The organism is Enterococcus hermanniensis, from assembly GCF_001885945.1.
GTDB lineage: Bacteria > Bacillota > Bacilli > Lactobacillales > Enterococcaceae > Enterococcus_A > Enterococcus_A hermanniensis.
Genome location: NZ_JXKQ01000001.1, coordinates 30430 through 51182, shown reverse-complemented (window position 1 = coordinate 51182; position 20753 = coordinate 30430). Strand labels below are relative to the sequence as shown.

15 protein-coding genes are annotated in these 20753 nt (G+C 40.6%); 13 read left to right on the top strand and 2 right to left on the bottom strand.

All coding sequences use genetic code 11. The features are described 5' to 3' along the window. Positions 1 to 15 precede the first annotated feature (15 nt). The 12 genes from mraY to ileS all read left to right on the top strand — a co-directional run bounded on the left by mraY (position 16) and on the right by ileS (position 13665). Entirely contained in the window at positions 16 to 978 is a 963-nt protein-coding gene (mraY, locus tag RV04_RS00215) for a phospho-N-acetylmuramoyl-pentapeptide-transferase (protein WP_071856466.1), read from the top strand. A gap of 14 nt (positions 979 to 992) precedes the next feature. Next, positions 993 to 2357, top strand: coding sequence for a UDP-N-acetylmuramoyl-L-alanine--D-glutamate ligase (murD, locus tag RV04_RS00210; RefSeq protein ID WP_071856465.1), 1365 nt, complete (start codon positions 993 to 995; stop codon positions 2355 to 2357). Between the two features lie 13 nt (positions 2358 to 2370). Continuing rightward, positions 2371 to 3462 (top strand): undecaprenyldiphospho-muramoylpentapeptide beta-N-acetylglucosaminyltransferase, encoded by a 1092-nt coding sequence (gene murG / locus RV04_RS00205; RefSeq protein WP_071856464.1) that lies wholly within the window; start codon positions 2371 to 2373, stop codon positions 3460 to 3462. 3 nt (positions 3463 to 3465) lie between these two features. Then, positions 3466 to 4617 carry a cell division protein FtsQ/DivIB gene (locus RV04_RS00200; protein ID WP_211271158.1) on the top strand — a complete coding sequence of 384 codons (1152 nt, stop codon included), beginning with the start codon at positions 3466 to 3468 and terminating at the stop codon, positions 4615 to 4617. 168 nt (positions 4618 to 4785) lie between these two features. Beyond that, positions 4786 to 6114 (top strand): cell division protein FtsA, encoded by a 1329-nt coding sequence (gene ftsA / locus RV04_RS00195; protein ID WP_071856462.1) that lies wholly within the window; start codon positions 4786 to 4788, stop codon positions 6112 to 6114. Between the two features lie 21 nt (positions 6115 to 6135). Then, entirely contained in the window at positions 6136 to 7374 is a 1239-nt protein-coding gene (gene ftsZ / locus RV04_RS00190) for a cell division protein FtsZ (protein ID WP_071856461.1), read from the top strand. Between the two features lie 14 nt (positions 7375 to 7388). Continuing rightward, the gene (locus RV04_RS00185) at positions 7389 to 8069 is read left to right on the top strand and encodes a YggS family pyridoxal phosphate-dependent enzyme (protein ID WP_071856460.1); all 681 of its coding nucleotides are present in this window, start codon (positions 7389 to 7391) and stop codon (positions 8067 to 8069) included. A gap of 5 nt (positions 8070 to 8074) precedes the next feature. Next, the gene (locus tag RV04_RS00180) at positions 8075 to 8737 is read left to right on the top strand and encodes a cell division protein SepF (protein ID WP_071856459.1); all 663 of its coding nucleotides are present in this window, start codon (positions 8075 to 8077) and stop codon (positions 8735 to 8737) included. 12 nt (positions 8738 to 8749) lie between these two features. Beyond that, positions 8750 to 9025 carry a YggT family protein gene (locus RV04_RS00175; protein WP_084405480.1) on the top strand — a complete coding sequence of 92 codons (276 nt, stop codon included), beginning with the start codon at positions 8750 to 8752 and terminating at the stop codon, positions 9023 to 9025. 12 nt (positions 9026 to 9037) lie between these two features. Next, complete coding sequence (locus tag RV04_RS00170; RefSeq protein WP_071856458.1) at positions 9038 to 9820, top strand: YlmH family RNA-binding protein; 783 nt, start codon at positions 9038 to 9040, stop codon at positions 9818 to 9820. Positions 9821 to 9841: 21 nt separating this feature from the next. Further along, positions 9842 to 10546, top strand: coding sequence for a DivIVA domain-containing protein (locus RV04_RS00165; protein WP_071856457.1), 705 nt, complete (start codon positions 9842 to 9844; stop codon positions 10544 to 10546). 332 nt (positions 10547 to 10878) lie between these two features. Then, positions 10879 to 13665 (top strand): isoleucine--tRNA ligase, encoded by a 2787-nt coding sequence (gene ileS / locus RV04_RS00160; RefSeq protein ID WP_071856456.1) that lies wholly within the window; start codon positions 10879 to 10881, stop codon positions 13663 to 13665. 100 nt (positions 13666 to 13765) lie between these two features. Here the strand turns inward: ileS and zwf are convergent, their stop codons facing one another. Together zwf and efaR are read right to left on the bottom strand one after the other, a co-directional pair. After that, on the bottom strand, positions 13766 to 15280 hold the full coding sequence (gene zwf, locus RV04_RS00155) for a glucose-6-phosphate dehydrogenase (protein WP_071856455.1): 1515 nt from the start codon (positions 15278 to 15280) through the stop codon (positions 13766 to 13768). A 120-nt stretch (positions 15281 to 15400) separates the two neighbouring features. Continuing rightward, a complete protein-coding gene (gene efaR, locus RV04_RS00150; RefSeq protein ID WP_071856454.1) occupies positions 15401 to 16048 on the bottom strand; it encodes a transcriptional regulator EfaR in 648 nt (215 codons plus the stop codon). 213 nt (positions 16049 to 16261) lie between these two features. On the opposite strand from efaR, the gene gltB reads away from it, so the two are divergent. Then, entirely contained in the window at positions 16262 to 20752 is a 4491-nt protein-coding gene (gene gltB / locus RV04_RS00145) for a glutamate synthase large subunit (protein ID WP_071856453.1), read from the top strand. Position 20753 lies beyond the last annotated feature (1 nt).

Genomic DNA, 20753 nt, shown 5'->3' with positions numbered 1-20753 from the left:
ACTGGAGAGAAAAAAATGGAACCGGCACAATTATTTATCGCTTTTGCCAGTAGTTTTGCAATTACTGTCGTAAGCATGCCATTTGTCATTGGCTATTTTAGAATGAAGAAACAAGGACAAGAGATTCGTGATGAAGGGCCTAAGTGGCATAATTCAAAAGCAGGCACACCTACAATGGGAGGCTTAAGCTTTTTAGCAGCTGCGGTGATCACATCGCTTTGGTATAGTATTTGGACGCATCAAATGTCAACGTCGTTATTGATTTTAGTTTTCGTATTATTGCTTTATGGGATCATCGGTTTCTTAGATGATTTCATCAAGCTAGCGAAAAAACAAAATGAAGGCTTGACTTCAAGTCAAAAATTTATTGCTCAAGTCATTGTTGCAATCATCTTCTATGTCGTTTATCGCATGGAAGGTTATCCAAATACTTTGAATTTCTTTGGAATTGAATTGCCTTTGAGTATCTTTTATGGCGTATTCGTGATCTTTTGGTTGGTCGGTTTCTCTAATGCGGTCAATTTGACTGATGGGATCGATGGTCTGGTTTCTGGACTCGGCACAATCTCTTTTGCGACTTATGCGATCATCGCATGGAAGCAACAACAATATGAGGTTTTGATCGTCTGCTTAGCAGTTATGGGCGGACTTGTCGGCTTCTTCCCTTACAATAAAAAACCAGCTAAAATCTTTATGGGTGATGTGGGTTCTTTAGCATTAGGCGGGTTATTAGCAGCGGTATCGATCGTTCTTCATCAAGAATGGACATTGCTATTAGTCGGCTTGGTTTATATTTTTGAAACAGCAAGTGTGATTATTCAAGTGACTTCATTTAAAATGACAGGTAAACGTGTTTTCAAGATGTCACCATTGCATCATCATTTTGAGATGTCTGGTTGGTCTGAATGGAAAGTAGATACCGTTTTTTGGTTAGTTGGCTTAATCGCCTCTATTATTGTTTTATTGATCGTATTGTAGGAGATGACTAGAAGATGAAACATATCAAAACATATGAAAATGAAAAAGTATTAGTATTAGGATTAGCAAAAAGCGGATATAGTGCGGCTGAGTTATTAAATGACTTAGGCGCACTTGTTACGGTCAACGACGGAAAACCTTTTGAAGAAAATCCTGAAGCACAAGGCTTATTGGAACAAGGCATCCGTGTGATCACTGGCAGCCATCCCATCGAGTTGCTCGATGAAGATTTTTCTTTGATGGTCAAAAATCCTGGGATCCCATATGACAATCCCTTGGTAGCTAAAGCAGAAGAATTACATATCCCAATCTTGACCGAAGTGGAGTTGGCTTACCAAGTCGCTGAATGTCCAATCGTTGGTATCACTGGAACGAATGGCAAGACGACAACAACGACCATGATCGGTCTATTATTGAATCAAGAGCGAAAAGCAGGCAAGGCCCATCTTGCAGGAAACATTGGATTTCCGGCCAGTGCAGTTGCTTCAAAAGCGCAAGCGGAAGATGATATCGTGATGGAATTATCAAGTTTTCAATTGATGGGGGTGGAAGCCTTCAAACCACAAATCGCGGTGATCACGAATATCTATGAAGCACATTTGGATTATCATAAGACACGTAAAAATTATGTGGCTGCTAAATGGGCGATCCAAGAAAATATGACGGAAGAAAATTATTTAGTGTTGAATTGGAATTCCGAAGAATTACAAGTCATGAGCAAAAATACACGCGCGCAAGTCGTTCCCTTTTCGACCAAAGAAAAAGTTGCTAACGGGGCGTACTTATTCGAGGGAGACCTTTATTATAAAGAAGAAAAAATCATGGCAGCCGACGAATTAGGCGTGCCAGGTGCTCATAATATCGAAAATGCGCTAGCTGCGATCGTCGTAGCAAAACTAAAAGGTGTCTCAACTGAAGCGATCCGCCAAGCATTAAGTACATTCCATGGTGTGCCTCATCGGACACAATATGTCGATACGATCGAAGGCCGCAAGTTTTATAATGACTCTAAAGCAACCAATAGTTTAGCGACTGAAATGGCTTTGAGTGGTTTTGATAATGACAAATTGATTTTATTAGCAGGTGGATTGGATCGTGGAAATGGCTTTGATGAATTGATTCCTTCATTAGAAGGCATTAAAGCGATCATTTTATTCGGTGAAACAAAAGATAAATTAGCTGAGACTGCTAAACGTGCGGGTATCGAAACGGTCATCTTAACGTCAAATGTTGAAACCGCGGTACCTTTAGCATACGAACAAAGTGAAGCAGGCGACAGCATTTTACTTTCTCCCGCTAATGCAAGTTGGGATCAATACCCGAACTTTGAGATCCGTGGAGATAAATTCATGCAAGCAGTCAAGCAATTAGAAAAGTAGGGAAAATAAAAAAATGAGAATACTCGTTACAGGCGGCGGCACCGGCGGACACATCTATCCAGCCTTAGCATTTATCCGCTACGTACAAAAAATCCAACCTGACTCGGAATTCCTATATGTAGGAACCCATCGAGGCTTGGAAAATAAGATCGTGCCTGAAACAGGCATTTCGTTTAAGACAATCAAAATCCAAGGCTTCAAACGGAGCCTTTCGTTTGATAATGTGAAGACGGTCAAATTATTCATTGAAAGTATCAAACGTTCAAAAGAAATTCTACGGGAATTCAAACCCGATGTCGTGATCGGAACTGGTGGGTATGTTTCCGGATCGGTCGTGTATGCTGCGACTAGAATGAAGATTCCGACGATCGTTCATGAACAAAATAGCGTCCCGGGAATCACCAATAAATTCTTGAGTCGATTTGCTGATCGAGTAGCGATTTGCTTTCCGGATGCAGCCCAATATTTCTCAGCTGAAAAAACGGTTTTAGTTGGAAATCCTCGTGCCCAAGAAGTCGTTACGAGTGGTAAATCGGAGGTGCTTTCAGAATACGGACTTAAGTCAGATATTCCGACTGTTTTGATTTTCGGCGGCAGCCAAGGAGCACTAAAAATCAACCAAGCGGTGATTCAAGCCTTACCGAAACTTGCTCAAAAAGAGTATCAAGTTTTGTACGCTTCGGGGGATCGTTATTTCAATGAACTCACAGAAAAATTTGATATTGATAAAATGAGCTCTAATGTATCGCTTCAACCGTATATCAAAAACATGACGGATGTTATGGCAAATGTTAATCTATTGATTGGACGTGCGGGTGCCACTTCGATCGCGGAATTCACAGCTTTAGGACTACCGGCAATTTTGATTCCTAGTCCTTATGTGACGAACGACCATCAAACGAAAAACGCGCAAAGCCTCGTGAATGCTGGGGCAGTAAAAATGATCGCTGATGCCGAACTTAAGGGTGAGAATCTTGTTGCAGCAGTTGATGAAATCATGAATGATGCCGAAAAACGTCAAGCAATGGCTAAGGCATCTCGCCAAGAGGGCATCCCAGATGCAGCGGAACGCCTATGGTCATTAGTCAATGATATTGTTAAATAACTTTTGGGGGTGAAGATCATTAGTCGCAAAGAATTTCCAGAAGAATCAAAACCAAACGAAAACCAAAAACCAACAGAGCCAGAGACGCTCACACCTTGGCAATTAGCTAATATGGAATACATGAAACAAAAAGCGCTTGAGAAAAAAGAAGGACAACCGGAAGATTCTCTTTCAGAATCAAAAGAGGATGAAAGTGCTACTGATGATTTTCCCACAGAGTCAGAAGCAGAAAAAACAGCGGCAGTCAAAGAAGATAAAGAAACTACAGTCGCCAAAGAAGAAACGCCGGTAGAGCTTGAATCTGAAACACCGGAAGTAGAAACAACAGAGTTGCCCAGTGGGCCAAGAAATGGCTCGTTTTTAGATCGTTTACCCAATATTCGCCATGAGCGCAATCGTCTGCTGGTTCGACGTTCATCGATCTTGATTGGTTTGTTTGCGATTCCGGCACTTTTTCTATTGTATTATATTTCGCCTTTAGCAGATTTAGGCGCAGTCACGATCAAAGGCAATGAACACGTTGCGACTGAGACGATCAAACAAGAACTCGATTTCAAAATTGGTGGGAATTTATGGAGCCAATACTTTGATCGTAAAACGAATGTGAAACACTTAAAAAAACAAGAACTTCAAATCGAAGATGTGACCGTGGGAATCGACGGTTTCAATCACTTTGCAGTCACGATCAAAGAATATGCTGAAGTCGCTTACTTAGAAAGTAATGGGAAATATTCTCCGGTCATCTCTAGTGGGAAAGTGATCCCAATCGAAGTTGAAAAAAGTAACGGCAATCTACCAATCCTAGAAAGTTTTACCAGCTCTAAGCGCATCTTAAACGTATTAGATCAATATAAAAAACTGTCAGAAGAGGTCAAGCAAGGGATCTCTCAAATCAAATATGCTCCGACTAGTGAGAATAAAGAGTTATTGGAAATCCTAATGAATGATGGCAACAAGGTTTTAGTCAGCATCGATGATGTAGGGAAAAAAATGAATTATTATCCACAAGTCGTTGAACAAATGAATGAAAAAGGAATCAAAGGGGTCGTAGATATGGAGGCTGGGATTTACAGTTATCCTTATGAAGACAATTCTTCAGAAGCCGATACGACCCAAAGTTCCACAAATCAATCAGAAACAACTGAAGCACAATGATTAAATTTATTGCAAGAAAGTGTTGATTCTTCTTTTTCATTCTAGGTAATATGTGTTAAAATTGGAGGCAGTGAATTACTTGCAAAAAATAATATTTCATGCTTGATATCAAGAGAAACATAAAATCTTGAAAAAGCATTTATCTGAAAATAGGAGGGAATCCCATTCATGGCAAAAGCAGGAATGTATGTAGGTCTTGATATCGGGACAACATCGATCAAAGTTGTTGTTGCCGAATATATCGACAGCCAAATGAATATCATTGGTGTTGGAAACGCAAAATCAGAAGGAATCAATCGTGGGATTATCGTCGATATCGATAAAACAGTCAACGCGATTCAACGAGCAGTAAGACAGGCTGAGGAAAAAGCTGGGATTCAAATCAAAAGTGTCAGCGTAGGATTACCGGCCAACTTACTAGAAGTTGAACCTTGTCAAGGCATGATTGCTGTCAATAATGATTCAAAAGAGATCATGGATGACGACGTTCGTAATGTTGCTTCAGCCGCAATGGTTCGTTCAGTTCCTCCTGAAAGACAAATCGTTGCTTTATTGCCACAAGAATTTACAGTTGATGGATTTGAAGGCATCAAAGATCCTCGTGGTATGATTGGTGTTCGTCTAGAAATGTTTGGCCTAGTATTCACGGGACCTAAGACGATCCTCCACAACATCACGAAATGTGTTGAAAAAGCCGGGTTATCTGTTGCTGAAACAGTGATCACTTCATTGGCTTTGACTGAATCAACCTTGTCTGATGGCGAAAAAGATTTTGGTACGATCGTGATCGACATGGGTGGCGGTCAAACCACGACAGCTGTAATGCACGATCAACAATTGAAATTCACACATGTAGATCAAGAAGGTGGCGAATTCGTCACAAAAGATATCTCAATCGTTTTGAATACATCATTCAATAATGCAGAAGCATTGAAAATCAATTATGGCGATGCGTATCCTGGCCGTACATCTGCTGAAGAAGAGTTCCCAGTCGATGTGATCGGCAAATCAGAACCCGTCAAAGTGGATGAACGCTATTTATCAGAAATCATCGAAGCTCGTTTAGAACAAATCTTCCGTAAGGCGAAAGATGCGTTAGATGATATCGAAGCGCTTGACTTACCAGGCGGAATCGTTTTAACTGGTGGAGCAGCTAGTTTACCAGGCGTTGTTGATTTAGCAGAAGAAATTTTTGGGACGACAGTGAAACTACACGTACCAAATCAAATGGGCCTAAGAAATCCAGTCTTCACCAATGTGATCAGCATTGTGAACTACTCGGCTGATTTAAGTGATGTTTACCACTTAGCCAAATCAGCAGTAACGGGCGAAAAAGTTACTTTATCTTCTTCACCACAACAAGTAACTTCTGTTTCAAAAACACCGGTATACGATGATTATGAAGCAGCAAATGAATATGAAGAAGAACCAAAACCAAAAAATGAAGAAAAAGTTACTGGGAAGATCAAAGACTTCTTCTCTAATATTTTTGACTAATTCGTAGGAGGAATACAAAATATGGAATTCTCAATAGATAACAATATTAACGAAGGTGCAGTTATTAAAGTTATCGGTGTAGGTGGCGGAGGCGGAAATGCCATCAACCGTATGATCGAAGAAAACGTTAAAGGCGTGGAATTCATCGCTGCCAATACTGATGTGCAAGCATTAAAAAATTCGAAAGCAGAGACAGTTATCCAATTAGGCCCTAAATATACACGTGGTCTAGGTGCTGGATCTCAACCAGAAGTTGGTCAAAAATCAGCAGAAGAAAGCGAACAATTCATCAGTGACGCATTAGAAGGCGCAGATATGGTCTTCATCACTGCCGGTATGGGCGGCGGAACTGGTACGGGTGCTGCTCCAGTCGTAGCGAAAATCGCGAAAGACTTAGGCGCTTTGACAGTCGGCGTTGTTACACGTCCATTCAGCTTTGAAGGACCAAAACGTGGTCGTTTTGCGGCAGAAGGTATTGCTTTATTAAAAGAAAATGTTGATACATTATTGATCATCTCAAACAACCGTTTATTAGAAGTTGTTGACAAGAAGACGCCAATGCTTGAAGCATTCCGTGAAGCAGATAATGTTTTACGTCAAGGTGTTCAAGGGATCTCTGATTTGATCACTGCTCCTGGTTACGTAAACTTGGACTTCGCTGATGTGAAGACAGTAATGGCTAATCAAGGAACTGCCTTGATGGGTATCGGTGTTGCCAGCGGTGAAGAACGTGTCGTTGAAGCAACGAAGAAAGCTATTTCTTCTCCATTACTAGAAACTTCTATCGATGGTGCAGAACAAGTATTGTTAAACATCACTGGTGGTTTAGACATGACATTGTTCGAAGCACAAGACGCTTCTGACATCGTTGCAAATGCTGCAACAGGCGATGTAAACATTATCTTAGGTACATCAATCAATGAAGAATTGGGCGACGAAATTCGTGTAACAGTTATCGCTACAGGGATTGACCCAACAAAAAAGGAGCGTAAGACTACTCGCAATACACAACGAGCTAGTCAAGTCCAATCCGTTCCACAAAAACAAAATTTAGATATCGAACCTACACGTACTACTGAAAGCCAATCTGCTTTTGGTGAATGGGATATTCGTAAGGAAGAAAATGTGCGTCCTCGCGTAGAAGAACCACAATTTGATAATATCGAAAAGAAAGAATTTGAAACCTTTAATCGTGAAGAAGTAAAAACTGACAAAGATGAGGAATTAGATACACCACCATTCTTTCGCCGTAGAAAATAAAAGGGGGAGAGCACATGATCGCTGAAAACTTGCATAGGATCGAGCAAGAGATTCAGGAGTCGTGTGCTCTTGTTTCTCGTAAACCAGAAGCAGTAACATTGGTTGCGGTAACCAAGAGTGTCGACTCCAATGCAGCAGAAGAACTGATTAAATTGGGTGTCGGTGATGTTGCTGAAAATCGAGTAGATAAATTACTAGAGAAAAAGCAAGCTCTGACCGATTATCCACAAGTAAAATGGCATCTTATTGGCAATTTACAGCGTCGCAAGGTAAAATTGATTATAAATGAAATTGATTACTTTCACGCGTTAGACAGTTTACGCTTAGCGCAAGAAATCCAAAAGCGTGCAGAGCATCAAATAAACTGTTTTATCGAAGTCAATGTTTCAGGTGAAGAATCTAAGCAAGGGATCACTCCAGCTGAACTACCGGCATTTATTGAAGCGCTAGCCGAGCTTGATAAGTTGACGATCGTGGGTCTGATGACGATGGCACCTTATGAAGCATCACAAGCAGAGATCCGTGCTGTTTTTGCAAACTTGAAACAGCTTCAAGTCCAAATGAAAGAATTAAACTTGCCATACGCCCCATGTAAAGAGTTAAGCATGGGAATGAGCCAAGATTTCAGTTTAGCAATTGAAGAAGGTGCTACTTTTGTTCGGGTTGGGACAGCACTATTCAAGGAAGGTAGGTAAAGTTAATGGGAATTAGTTTAGCAAAAATCACTGATTTTTTTGGGTTAGATGCTGATGACGATATGTACCACCATGAAGTTGCCGCACCAGCAGCCCCTGCACAAAAAAAGAAGCAGGTCAGCCGCCCAAAGCAGAGTGCGCCAGCTAAAAAAGAACGAATGAAAGTTCGTCCTACATATCAAAAACAAGTAGCGCCACAAAAGTCACAAGCGGTGACACCACAAAGACAAGCACAATCTGTTGCTGCACCTCAGATGACGAACCGTCGATCTGATATAATCAAACAAAAAGTTGAAACAACACCGGTTACTAAGAATGAAAAAGTTGTGGCAATACCTAGCAATAATCGTTCACAACAATTTACGCCAAAGACAGAAACAAAAGGCAAAGACCGTATCTCTGTCATTGAACCGAAGTCTTATTCTGAAGCAACCTCGATTGCCAAACGGGTCGGACAAGGGGAAGTTGTTTTGATCAACTTTGAATCACTGGATGAGATGAAAGCTCGCCGGATGGTCGACTTTTTGACAGGTGTCGTATTCATGATCGATGGAGACATCAAACGGGTCGGTAATGAGATGTTTTTGTGCACACCAACAAATTATGAAATCAACAATTCTTCATTAAGCACGATGGTTGATGAAGATATCTATGGGTTAGGAATGTAAAGGAGAAATTTATTGAGTTTACTAATTACACTATTTAATGTATTGAGCCGACTAGTTTATCTGTATACAATTCTTTTAGTTGTTTATGCACTGATGTCTTGGTTTCCTGGGGCATATCAATCAAAACTTGGTCAGCTATTAGGTAAGATCTGTGAACCATTTTTAGATTTATTTCGACGGTTGCCGCTCCAATTTGGCGGAATTGATTTTTCTGTCATGGCAGCAATCATAGCGTTGAATATTGCGATGGAGGTTTTACAAAAAATTCTGATTAGTCTTATTTATTAAGGAGGTGTGCACATGAATACAAATCTCTATCAACATTTTAGGCCAGAAGAGCATCCTTTTGTTGATAGCGTTGGTGATTGGCTAGAACAAGTCGAAAGCCAGTACGCACCTTATTTGACGAATTTTTTAGATCCTCGGCAAGCGTATATTTTAGAAACATTGGTTCGTGAAAATAGTGAGCTGAAGTTTTCTTTTTACGGCGGGTATGAACATGCTGAGCGTTGTCGCTGTTTGATCTATCCAGAGTATTATGAGCCTACGATCGAAGATTATGAGCTTGTTATGATTGAAGTCAAGTATCCACAAAAATTTGTGGAACTTTCTCATGGGAAGATTTTAGGAACATTGATGAGTGCCGGTATCAAGCGTGATTACTTTGGGGATATCATCTCTGATGGGGAGCGTTGGCAAATCTTTTTAGCTAAAGATTCTGCTAGTTACATCATCAACCAAGTCACAAAAATCGGTCGAGTAACCGTTCATTTAGAAGAACAGCCCTATACGGAGATCATCGTACCGAAGGATAGTTGGCAAGAAGAAACCATGACGGCGACGTCACTACGGTTAGACGCGATTATTTCAACGGTTTACAATATCTCTCGTCAACGCTCTAAACAATTAGTTGAAGCAAGTAAGGTCAAAGTTAATTGGGCAGTCAATGAACGGCCTGATTATGTCCTTGATTTATTAGATGTTGTTTCTATCCGCGGATATGGACGAATCCAGATCCAAGGATTAGAAGGAAAAACAAAAAAAGAGAAATTTCGTTTACGCTTAGGTGTGTTACGAAAATAAATTTATGAGGTGAACAAAACAATGGCATTAACTCCGTTAGATATCCAAAATAAAAGTTTCTCCACTAAAATGCGTGGATATAATCAAGATGAAGTCGATGATTTCTTAGATATGATCGTTCGCGACTATGAAGATAGTATCGCAAAAAATCGTGAATTAGAAAAAGCTTTAAAACATTCAGAAGAAAAACTAGAATATTTCAACGAATTAAAAGAAGCTTTGAATCAATCAATCGTCGTTGCACAAGATACAGCAGATAAGGTAAAATCTTCTGCCAGCAAAGAATCAGAAGTCATCGTGTCATCAGCACAAAACCGTGCGGATGAATTGGTTTCTAACGCAATGCAAAAAGCTAACTTATTAACAACAACGGCTGAAGACAAAGCCAAAGAAATCTTAACAGATGCGACTGAAAAAGCCCGTCAACTAGCAACTGAAACAAATGATTTGAAGAAATCAACACGTGTCTTCCATCAAAAATTACTATTATTGTTAGAAACACAGTTAGATCAAGCGCGTAGTGGGGATTGGGATGAAGTCCTAAAACCGATGTCAACTTACGTTGGTGATAGCCATGAAGTCTTGAAAGAAGTTTTAGCGAACGAACTTGACAATGATACGGTGAATGCAGTAGACTCAAGTGAACCAATCATTATCGACGAACCACAAGAAGATATGGGTTTGACGATTGATATTCCTGAATTGATTAAATCAGACGAAGAGTAAACAGCTAGAACAGAAAAGCTGATTAGATTCTTTTAAGCGAGCCGATGGTAGTGTAAGTTCGGCAAGACCCTCTAATTAGAAAGATCCTCTAGTATCGATCAATTGCGAACATTCAGTAGCAATTGACGCATCATTGCGTTAAAGATGGCTAGAGGAAACTTTCATGTTTCAAATTTTGGGTGGTACCACGACAAGCTCGTCCCTTTGCGGATGCGCTTGTTTTTTTGTCTTTTTTTTCAAAATTACCACCTAAACAGCTGCTCACCTCTTACTGAGAATAATCAAAACAGTCTAAAGTAGTAATCAAAAAGAAATAAAGGAGACGATCGGTAATGAAAACAAAAGAAACCCTTCAATTAGGGAAAACTGGTTTCCCGATGCGTGGTAATTTACCTAATCGCGAGGGACAATGGGAAAAAGAGTGGGAAGAAAATAAAATCTATGAGAAACGTCAACAATTAAACGAAGGCAAACCAACTTTCGTTTTACACGATGGCCCTCCTTATGCAAACGGAAATATCCATTTAGGACATGCCTTGAACAAAATCAGTAAAGATATTATTGTTCGTTCAAAATCAATGTCAGGTTTCCGTGCACCCTACGTTCCTGGTTGGGATACACATGGACTACCAATCGAACAAGTACTAGCCAATAAAGGTATCAAACGTAAAGAAATGACGATGTCTGAATACCGTAAAAAATGTGAAGAGTATGCCTTGTCACAAGTTGATAAACAACGTGAAGACTTCAAACGTTTAGGAATCGCCGGCGAATGGAACAACCCATATGTGACATTGACACCGGACTATGAAGCAGCTGAAATCCGCGTCTTCGGAAAAATGGCAGAAAAAGGCTACATTTATAAAGGCTTAAAACCAATTTACTGGTCTCCATCAAGTGAATCTTCACTAGCTGAAGCTGAAATCGAGTATAAAGATGTGAAATCACCATCGATCTATGTTGCTTTCCAAGTTAAAGATGGCAAAGGTTTATTAGATACAGATACATCGTTTATTATTTGGACAACGACACCTTGGACATTACCAGCAAACCAAGGAATTTCTGTGAATCCAGCCTACACCTATGTAGTCGTGGAAGCAAACGGCAGAAAATTTGTTGTTGCAAAAGATTTATTGGACACTGTCGCAACTGAATTGGAATGGACAGAACCAAAAGTCTTACAAGAAATCGCGGGACAAGAGCTTGAAAACATGACTGCCCAACATCCATTTTATGATCGTGAATCATTAGTGATCTTAGGTGACCACGTAACTCTAGATGCTGGTACTGGTCTAGTTCATACAGCTCCAGGACATGGGGAAGATGACTATTTTGCATGGAAAAAATATCGGAATGACATCATTTCACCAGTCGATGATCGTGGTGTGATGACCGCTGATGCACCTGGATTCGAAGGTGTTTACTACGATAAAGTCAATCCAATGGTCACGGATCTACTAAAAGAAAAAGATGCGCTATTGAAATTAGACTTCTTTACTCATAGTTACCCACATGACTGGCGGACGAAAAAACCCGTTATTTATCGGGCAACACCGCAATGGTTTGCTTCGATCGATAAATTCCGTCAAGATATTTTAGACGAAATCGAAAAAGTCGATTGGATCATTCCTTGGGGGAAAACACGTTTGTATAACATGATCCGTGATCGTGGCGATTGGGTCATCTCTCGTCAACGCGCATGGGGCGTACCTTTACCTATTTTCTACGGGGAAGATGGTGAAGCGATCATTACACCAGAAACAACCGAACATGTCGCAGAATTATTTGCCGAACATGGTTCAAATGTTTGGTTTGAACGTGAAGCAAAAGACTTATTACCGGAAGGTTTCACGCATCCAAGTTCACCAAATGGTGAATTTACGAAAGAAACAGATATCATGGATGTTTGGTTTGACTCAGGTTCTTCTCATGAAGCGGTCTTACGTCAACGTGAGAACTTATCATTCCCAGCAGATATGTATCTGGAAGGCTCTGACCAATACCGTGGTTGGTTCAACTCAAGTATCACTACTAGTGTGGCAATCAATGGTGTAGCACCATATAAAGCCGTTCTATCGCAAGGATTTACATTAGATGGTGAAGGCCGCAAAATGAGTAAATCACTAGGCAACACGATCGTACCGGATAAAGTGATCAAACAAATGGGTGCGGATATCTTACGTCTATGGGTCAGCAGTGTCGATTATGAATCAGATGTTCGTGTATCAATGGATATCTTGAATCAAGTTTCAGAAGTTTATCGTAAAATCCGTAACACGATGCGTTTCTTATTAGCGAACACAACTGATTTTGAACCAGCTGAACATGCGGTTGCTTACGATGAATTACGTTCAGTCGATAAATATATGTTGGTACGTTTGAATCAAGTGATTAAAACGATTCGCGAAGAGGGATATGAAAAATACGATTTCACTCAAATCTATAAAACAGTCATCAATTTCTTGACAGTAGATTTATCTTCATTCTATCTAGACTTTGCGAAGGATGTTGTTTATATCCAAGCAGAAGATAGCTATGAACGTCGTTGCATGCAAACCGTTTTCTATCAAGTAGCAGTGGCTGTCACAAAATTGTTAACGCCAATCATTCCACATACGACTGAAGAAATCTGGACGTATTTGAAAGAAGAAGAGGAATACGTACAATTAGCTGAATTACCAAGTTATGAAGAATATGCCAACCAAGCAGAATTATTAGATACTTGGAAAGCCTTCATGGATTTCCGTGATAATGTCTTGAAAGCCTTAGAACAAGCTCGGAATGAAAAAGTAATCGGTAAATCATTAGAAGCAAAAGTAACAGTTTATCCAAATGAACAAGTGAAAACAATATTAGCTGCGTTAGACGCTGACCTTGCTCAATTATTGATCGTATCACCAGACTCATTCAGTATCTCAGATGAAGCTGCGCCAGAAGAAGCAGTAAAATTTGAAGATGTGGCGATCTTAGTTGAAAAAGCTGATGGCGAAGTGTGCGACCGTTGTCGTCAAGTTCGGACAACTGTTGGATCAGATGAAAAATTACCAACATTATGTGCCTCATGTGCTCATATCGTTGAAGAAAACTATCCTGAAGCAGTGGCTGAAGGCTTAGAATAAGCAAAAAGACTGTCCCATTATTGGGACAGTCTTTTTTTACTAAAAATAATGAAAAGCTGAGACGAAAGTAGAACTTCCTTTTGTCTCAGCGTCTTTTTATTTAATCTAATTTTCCACGTTCGCGGTACCATTGATCTGGTTGCCATGCCCATTCGTGGTCATTTTTGGCTAAGAGTTCAAAGGCACAGTCAGGCCCCATGGTTCCTGCTGCATAGTTTGGAAATTCAGGCGTTGTTTGATCCCAAGCTTTACGGATTCGATCAACGATTTCCCATGAATTTGCCACTTCATCCCAGTGGGAGAAGTTCGTGCCATCACCATTCAAGGCATCAAGCAATAATTTCTCATAGGCCTCAGGACTGTTACCTGTGACTTCTTCACTTTGACGGAAATCTAATTTTACCGGTTCAGGATTGAAGCCTTGACCAATTTGTTTACCATTCAATGATAAAGAGAAACCTTCAGTTGGTTGGATATAGATGGTTAAAATATTTTGTGGCAATTCTTTGCCACCAGTCTCTTCTTGTTCAAAATTGAAGACATTGACCGGCACTTGTTTAAAGACGATATTGATACGAGTGCCTTTTTCCGTCATGCGTTTACCTGTGCGGATATAGAAGGGGACATCGGCCCAACGGAAATTATCGATCATGAATTTACCAGCAACAAAGGTTTCCATTGTTGAGTCTTCAGCTACATTTGGCTCATCGCGATAGGCAGCAAACTCCTTATCGTCTAATTTGCCGGCCGCATATTGGCCGCGGACAAAGTTTTGTGCCACTTCCTCTTCATCGTAACGACGAATGGCTTGTAAGACTTTAACTTTTTCTTCACGCAATGATTTGTTTGAGAAGGAAGTTGGGACTTCCATTGCTAATAAAGAAACAACTTGTAGGATATGATTTTGGACCATATCTTTTAGTGCACCACTATTTTCATAATAGCCGCCACGGTCTTCTACGCCCAATGCTTCTGAGAAGGTGATCTGGATATTTTCAATGTAGCGATTGTTCCAAAGTGATTCAAAAATATTGTTGGCAAAACGGATCACTGAGATATTTTGGATCATTTCTTTGCCTAGGTAATGATCGATTCGGAAAATGGCTTCTTCAGGGAAGACGTTACGAATTTGTTCATTTAATTCATCCGCTGAATCATAGTCGAAGCCAAACGGTTTTTCAATCACCAGTCGGTTATAACCCGTTTCAGTTAGAATCCCTTGAGATTTCAAATGATTGACGATCGTCCCAAAAAATTGTGGCGCCATCGCTAAGTAAAACAAACGATTGCCTTCTAATTGATATTCTTCGTCTAAACGATCAGATAATTCTTTTAACTGATCATAATGTTTTGTGTCATTCACGTTATGAGAAAGGTAGTAGAAGTGATTAGAGAATTCTTCTGCTTCTTCTTTGGTTGGGTGTAAGTCTTTGATCGTGTCTCGTACGATTTCGCGGTAGTGATCGTCACTCCATGGCCGACGAGCTGTACCGATTACAGCAAAATGTTTTGCTAAACTGCCTTTTTTATAAAGACGAAATAATGAAGGATAAAGTTTGCGCTTCGCTAAATCGCCGGTGCCACCGAAGATGGTGAATAATGCTGCTTGTTCCATATACGTTCACTCCAAATTCTTTTAAAGATGATTGGTTCAAATCCCACATGCTCATTGACGTAGTGGGAGGAATTTTTCAAGCATATCACTCTAAGGATCTGCTTGTCACTAAAAATAAGTTTATAAAAGATCAACAAAAATCGTTGAAGCTGCTTTATAACTAATTGAAACTTCTTTTTGATCATTTTGTAAAGTAATTGGTCCTTCGTAAGCAGCGATTGCTTTAATCGTATAGACATCATGGATATCGATTGTTAAATCCATCAAGTAATCCAATAATTCTTTTTCGTCTAAAACACGCGCGATGCGGATGGTCGATCCTTCAGGATAATTGACCAATGTCTCGCGCCCTTTTTCGTGGACCGTTTGTCCTTGCTGAGGAATCATCCCACCATGCGGACAAAATGTTGGATGACTCAGGTAAGCATCCAAACGTTGTTCCATTTGTGAAGAAGTCACATGTTCTAAAACTTCGGCTTCATCATGGACTTCGTTCCAAGAATAGCCAAGATGATCGACTAAGAAAACTTCCCATAAACGATGTTTACGCACTAAAGTGCTTGCTTTTTCTAGTCCAGCAGCTGTCAGTTGGACACCTTGATATGGAGAGTGTTCAACCAAACCTTCTTTGACTAGCTTATTGATCATTTCACTGACAGAAGCTCCAGAAATAGACAAACCAGCAACGATCTTTTTATTGCTTACTTTTTTTTGGTCGCCACCTAATTCTAATATTAATTTTAAGTAATCTTCGCGATTCGGTGTCATTGATGTTCATCCTTTCATAACGAAGCATATCAGATTAAGTTTACCAAAAAATTCGGATTATTTCCATTTGATTGGATTTTTCTTTACTAAAAAGAACAACAGATAACGGAGGTAATTAAAAAAAATTTCTAAGAACGCTTGCCTATCTTTTAAAAAAAAGGTAGTATATTAAAAATAAATGAGAATTGTCAAATTATTTAAAGGATGATGGTAATGACGACACAAAAAATTTACAAAGCTCCAACCATGTATGATCCTTCTTTCGAGAAAGATGCTTGTGGTATGGGCTTCATTGCCCAAATGCAAGGGAATTCCTCGCATCAATTAGTCAGCTATGCACTAACGATGCTTGAACGAATGAATCACCGAGGCGGAACCGGAGCAGAACCGGAAACAGGTGATGGTGCTGGAATTTTGACAACGATTCCAGACCAGTTTTTCCAACGAGAAGCAAAGAAAGCTGCGGCTGTTTTGCCGATTAAAGGCCACTATGCAGTAGGGATGTTTTTCCTACCTAGTGATTCAGAAACAAAAAGAGGTCTACAACAAGCGTTAGTAACTGAGATTGAAGCTGCTGGATATAATGTTTTATGGCAACGCGATGTGCCATTTCAATATGAGAACTGCGGACCTGGCGCTCAAAAAGTCATGCCTAGCTTTGTGCAATTATTCATTAAGCGCCCGCTAGATGTTTTGTCAGATCGTGATTTTGAAGATCGATTGTATCGCTTACGACGTAAACTAGAAAAAAATTATCATGCAGAAGAAGTTTCGATCTGTAGTTTATCTGCTAAGACGATCGTCTACAAAGGAATGCTTCATGCGTATCAAGTGGGTATTTTTTACGATGATTTGCAAGATGAAGCCTTCGAAGCAAGTATTGCAGTGGTGCACTCACGTTTTTCAACCAATACCTTTCCTAGTTGGGATCGTGCGCAACCATTTCGGTTTTTAGCACACAATGGTGAAATCAATACGTTGCGCGGATCAGAAAATTGGATGAAGAGCCATGGTATTGAGGTTTACAATGAAGCAGATTCCGATTCTGCTAAGTTAGAAAATTGTATGGAATATCTATACCGAAATGGTCGTGATATCCCACATGCTTTGATGATGATGGTCCCAGAGGCATGGTCAAAAGAGGCTGGTTTAGGCGAAGAATTGACGGCTTTTCAAGAATACAATGCCAGCTTTATGGCTCCTTGGGATGGACCGGCTGCATTATGCTTTACAGATGGGGATATAGTTGGTGCAACGTTGGATCGTAATGGATTACGCCCGTCGCGCTATTCGATTACTAAAGATGGTTTTGTTCAAGTTGCTTCGGAATCTGGTGTAGTTGATTTCGCCCCTTCAAATGTGATCGAAAAAGGTGTCTTAGGACCTGCTAATATGATTATTGTTGATACCGTTACCGGTAAATTTTATCGAAATCAAGAAGTTAAAGAACGCTATGCGAAAGCTCATAGTTATAGCAAATGGTTGGCAGAAAATCGAATTGAATTAGCAGACCTTCCAGAAACGAATGTATCAAAAGCTAATTGGTCTAAAAAAGAGTTGCAAAGAATGTGGAAGTTGAATGGTTATAACGATGAAATCATTCGCGGCGCGTTATTGCCAATGGCTGAAAAAGGCGAAGAGCCTGTACTTTCGATGGGGTATGATTCACCTTTAGCTGTTTTAAGCAACAAACCGCAGTCACTATTCACTTATTTCAAACAGCAATTTGCTCAAGTCACGAATCCACCGATTGATGCGATTCGAGAACAGTTAGTGATTGGAACAGAAATGTTTTTAGGTCGAGATGGTGATATTCGTCAAGACGATGAAAAAAACTGTCAAAAGGTTAAAATTGCTAGTCCTGTATTGAGTACGGAAGAATTCCAAAAAATTACAAACTTGGAAACGAAACATCAAAAGACGGTGACGATTTCAACTCTTTATCCGATCACGCGTTCAAATGCCTTAGAAGATGGATTGGAACAGATGTTTAAAACGGCAGAATCAGCCGTCGATGATGGGGCAACGCTATTGGTTCTATCTGATCGAGATCCGCAAAAGACACAGATGGCAATGCCGGTTCTACTTGCTGTTTCTGGCCTACACAATCACTTGGTTCGAAAAGGCAAAGCCGCTCTGGCCAGTATCGTTGTCGATTCAGCAGAAGTCTGTGAAGTCCATCATTTTGCGACATTGATCGGTTATGGTGCCAGTGGGATCCATCCCTATGGAGCTTATGCGACATTAAAAGAGTTCAAACTAGAAAATGGGTTAGAAAATTATCGTAAGGCGGCCGAAAAAGGCATCGTAAAAGTAATGTCCCGGATGGGGATCTCAACGATTTCGGGCTACCATGGTGCACAATTATTTGAAGTGGTGGGAATTAGTCAGACAGTGACCGAAAAATATTTTACTGGAACAGCAAGCCGGATCGGTGGCTTATCGTTAGAACAAATCGAAGAAGAATATTTAGCAAGACACTATTTAGCTTATGGTCCACGTCAAAATGATTTGTTGTCTTCTGGTGGTAGCTTCCAATACAAGGCAGATGGGGAGCACCACTTATTCAATCCACAAACGATCTATAATTTTCAACAAGCCGTTCGTTCAGGGGATTATCAACAATTTAAGCACTATGTAGAAGCGATGAATCAAGAAGCACTAGATGAACCAACCAATCTACGAGCTTTATGGGAATTTAAAAAAGACCGTTCAGCCGTTAAACTTTCTGAAGTAGAACCAGCAAGCAAAATCGTCAAACGGTTCAAAGTCGGTGCAATGTCTTATGGTTCCTTGAGTGAAGAAGCTCATCAATGCATTGCTGAAGCGATGAATGCGATCGGTGCAAAATCAAATAGCGGCGAAGGCGGCGAAAATCGTCAACGATTTAAAGTCCAAGCTGACGGTAAAAACTATAATAGTAAAATCAAGCAAGTGGCTTCAGGGCGTTTTGGCGTCAACGCTGAATATTTGATGAGTGCCGAAGAATTACAAATTAAGATGGCGCAAGGCGCAAAACCAGGCGAAGGTGGTCAATTACCAGGTAATAAAGTCTTCCCATGGGTCGCAGAGATCCGAGGGTCGACACCAGGAGTCCGTTTGATTTCACCGCCACCGCATCATGATATTTATTCAATCGAGGATTTAGCACAATTGATCTACGATTTAAAAGCAATCAATCCGTATGCGAAGATCAATGTGAAATTAGTTTCCAGTACCGGCGTCGGCACAATCGCTACGGGTGTGGTGAAAGCTGGAGCAGATGTTGTCGTGATTTCAGGCTACGACGGTGGAACGGGGGCATCTCCAAGAAATTCGATTCGGGATGCTGGCTTGCCATGGGAAATGGGTGTGGCCGAAGCTCATCAAACATTGGCTATGAATAATTTACGTCAACGGATGACGTTAGAAACAGACGGAAAATTGATGACGGGTCGCGATGTGGCGATGGCCATTTTATTAGGGGCTGAAGAATATAGCTTTGCATCATTGGCACTAGTCGCAATCGGCTGTGTCATGATGCGTGTCTGCAGCTTGAACACTTGTCCAGTAGGTGTTGCCACACAAAATCCGGCGTTACGCAAATTTTTTGTTGGAAAACCAGAACATTTGATCAATATGATGTCTTTTATCGCTGAAGACTTGAGAGAAATCATGGCTGAATTAGGTTTTAGAAGTATTGATGAAATGATCGGTCATACGGAAGTGTTACAGCCTCGTTTTATTGCAAAAGGTAAAGCAAAATCATTAGATTTTTCACGGATCCTTTCGACGAGTATCGGGATCGAACGTAAAATGGACGATCCATTTAAAGCAGCTCGTGAATGGCCAGAGTTAGATCAGTTTGCGGCGGCAGCAATCAGAAATGGTGAACGCATATCCGTGACGGATTCGATCAATAATGTGAATCGAACAGTTGGGGCCCGGATGGGTGGCTGGATTGCAGAACGTTTTGGTAATTATGCGCTGACACCAGGTCAAATCAACTATACGTATCACGGAATTGCCGGACAAAGTTTTGGGTCATTTATCACTCAAGGGATGGAACTAAAGTTGATCGGAGAAGGCAATGATTATGTAGCTAAAGGGCTAAGCGGCGGACGTGTAATCATCGTTCCACCGACAGATGCGGCTTATGATGTAGAAAATTCGCCAATCGTGGGAAATGTTGTTTGTTTTGGAGCCAATCGTGGGGAAGGATACTTCCGCGGAAAAGCGGGCGAACGTTTTTGTGTCCGTAATAGTGGTGCTAATGTTGTTGTTGAGGGAGTCGGTGATCATGGTTGTGAGTATATGACGGGCGGAGTTGCAGTAATTTTAGGAGCAACGGGTCGAAATTTTGCTGCCGGTATGTCGGGTGGTGTCGCTTATGTCTATGATCCAACAGATAGTTTTGCTGCGAAGTGTAATCGTGAGATGGTTGATCTCTTCAAAGTCGGTGAGACGGGAGCAGATACGATCTTGAAAGAAATGATAGAAAAACATCTAGTTTATACGGATTCAGTGAAAGCAGCAGAATTATTGAATAATTGGGAGGAAGCTCAAAAACATTTCGTCAAAGTTTATCCTCGGGAATACCATGAAATGGTTCGCGTAACCGAAAAATTAGCCACTACTGGCTTAACAGGAGCAGAATTAATTGAAAAAGCGTTTGTGACCGTAATCGGTGAGCAAACGGTACCGGCTGGAAAGGAGCGTGGCTAGA

Bases quoted from the DNA above. Each gene is read 5' to 3' on its own strand.
- murD (WP_071856465.1), top strand. From the start codon at position 993: ATGAAACATATCAAAACATATGAAAATGAAAAAGTATTAGTATTAGGA.
- zwf (WP_071856455.1), bottom strand. From the start codon at position 15,280: ATGGAACAAGCAGCATTATTCACCATCTTCGGTGGCACCGGCGATTTA.
- ileS (WP_071856456.1), top strand. From the start codon at position 10,879: ATGAAAACAAAAGAAACCCTTCAATTAGGGAAAACTGGTTTCCCGATG.
- RV04_RS00165 (WP_071856457.1), top strand. From the start codon at position 9,842: ATGGCATTAACTCCGTTAGATATCCAAAATAAAAGTTTCTCCACTAAA.
- mraY (WP_071856466.1), top strand. From the start codon at position 16: ATGGAACCGGCACAATTATTTATCGCTTTTGCCAGTAGTTTTGCAATT.
- RV04_RS00185 (WP_071856460.1), top strand. From the start codon at position 7,389: ATGATCGCTGAAAACTTGCATAGGATCGAGCAAGAGATTCAGGAGTCG.
- gltB (WP_071856453.1), top strand. From the start codon at position 16,262: ATGACGACACAAAAAATTTACAAAGCTCCAACCATGTATGATCCTTCT.
- ftsZ (WP_071856461.1), top strand. From the start codon at position 6,136: ATGGAATTCTCAATAGATAACAATATTAACGAAGGTGCAGTTATTAAA.
- murG (WP_071856464.1), top strand. From the start codon at position 2,371: ATGAGAATACTCGTTACAGGCGGCGGCACCGGCGGACACATCTATCCA.
- efaR (WP_071856454.1), bottom strand. From the start codon at position 16,048: ATGACACCGAATCGCGAAGATTACTTAAAATTAATATTAGAATTAGGT.
- RV04_RS00170 (WP_071856458.1), top strand. From the start codon at position 9,038: ATGAATACAAATCTCTATCAACATTTTAGGCCAGAAGAGCATCCTTTT.
- ftsA (WP_071856462.1), top strand. From the start codon at position 4,786: ATGGCAAAAGCAGGAATGTATGTAGGTCTTGATATCGGGACAACATCG.
- RV04_RS00180 (WP_071856459.1), top strand. From the start codon at position 8,075: ATGGGAATTAGTTTAGCAAAAATCACTGATTTTTTTGGGTTAGATGCT.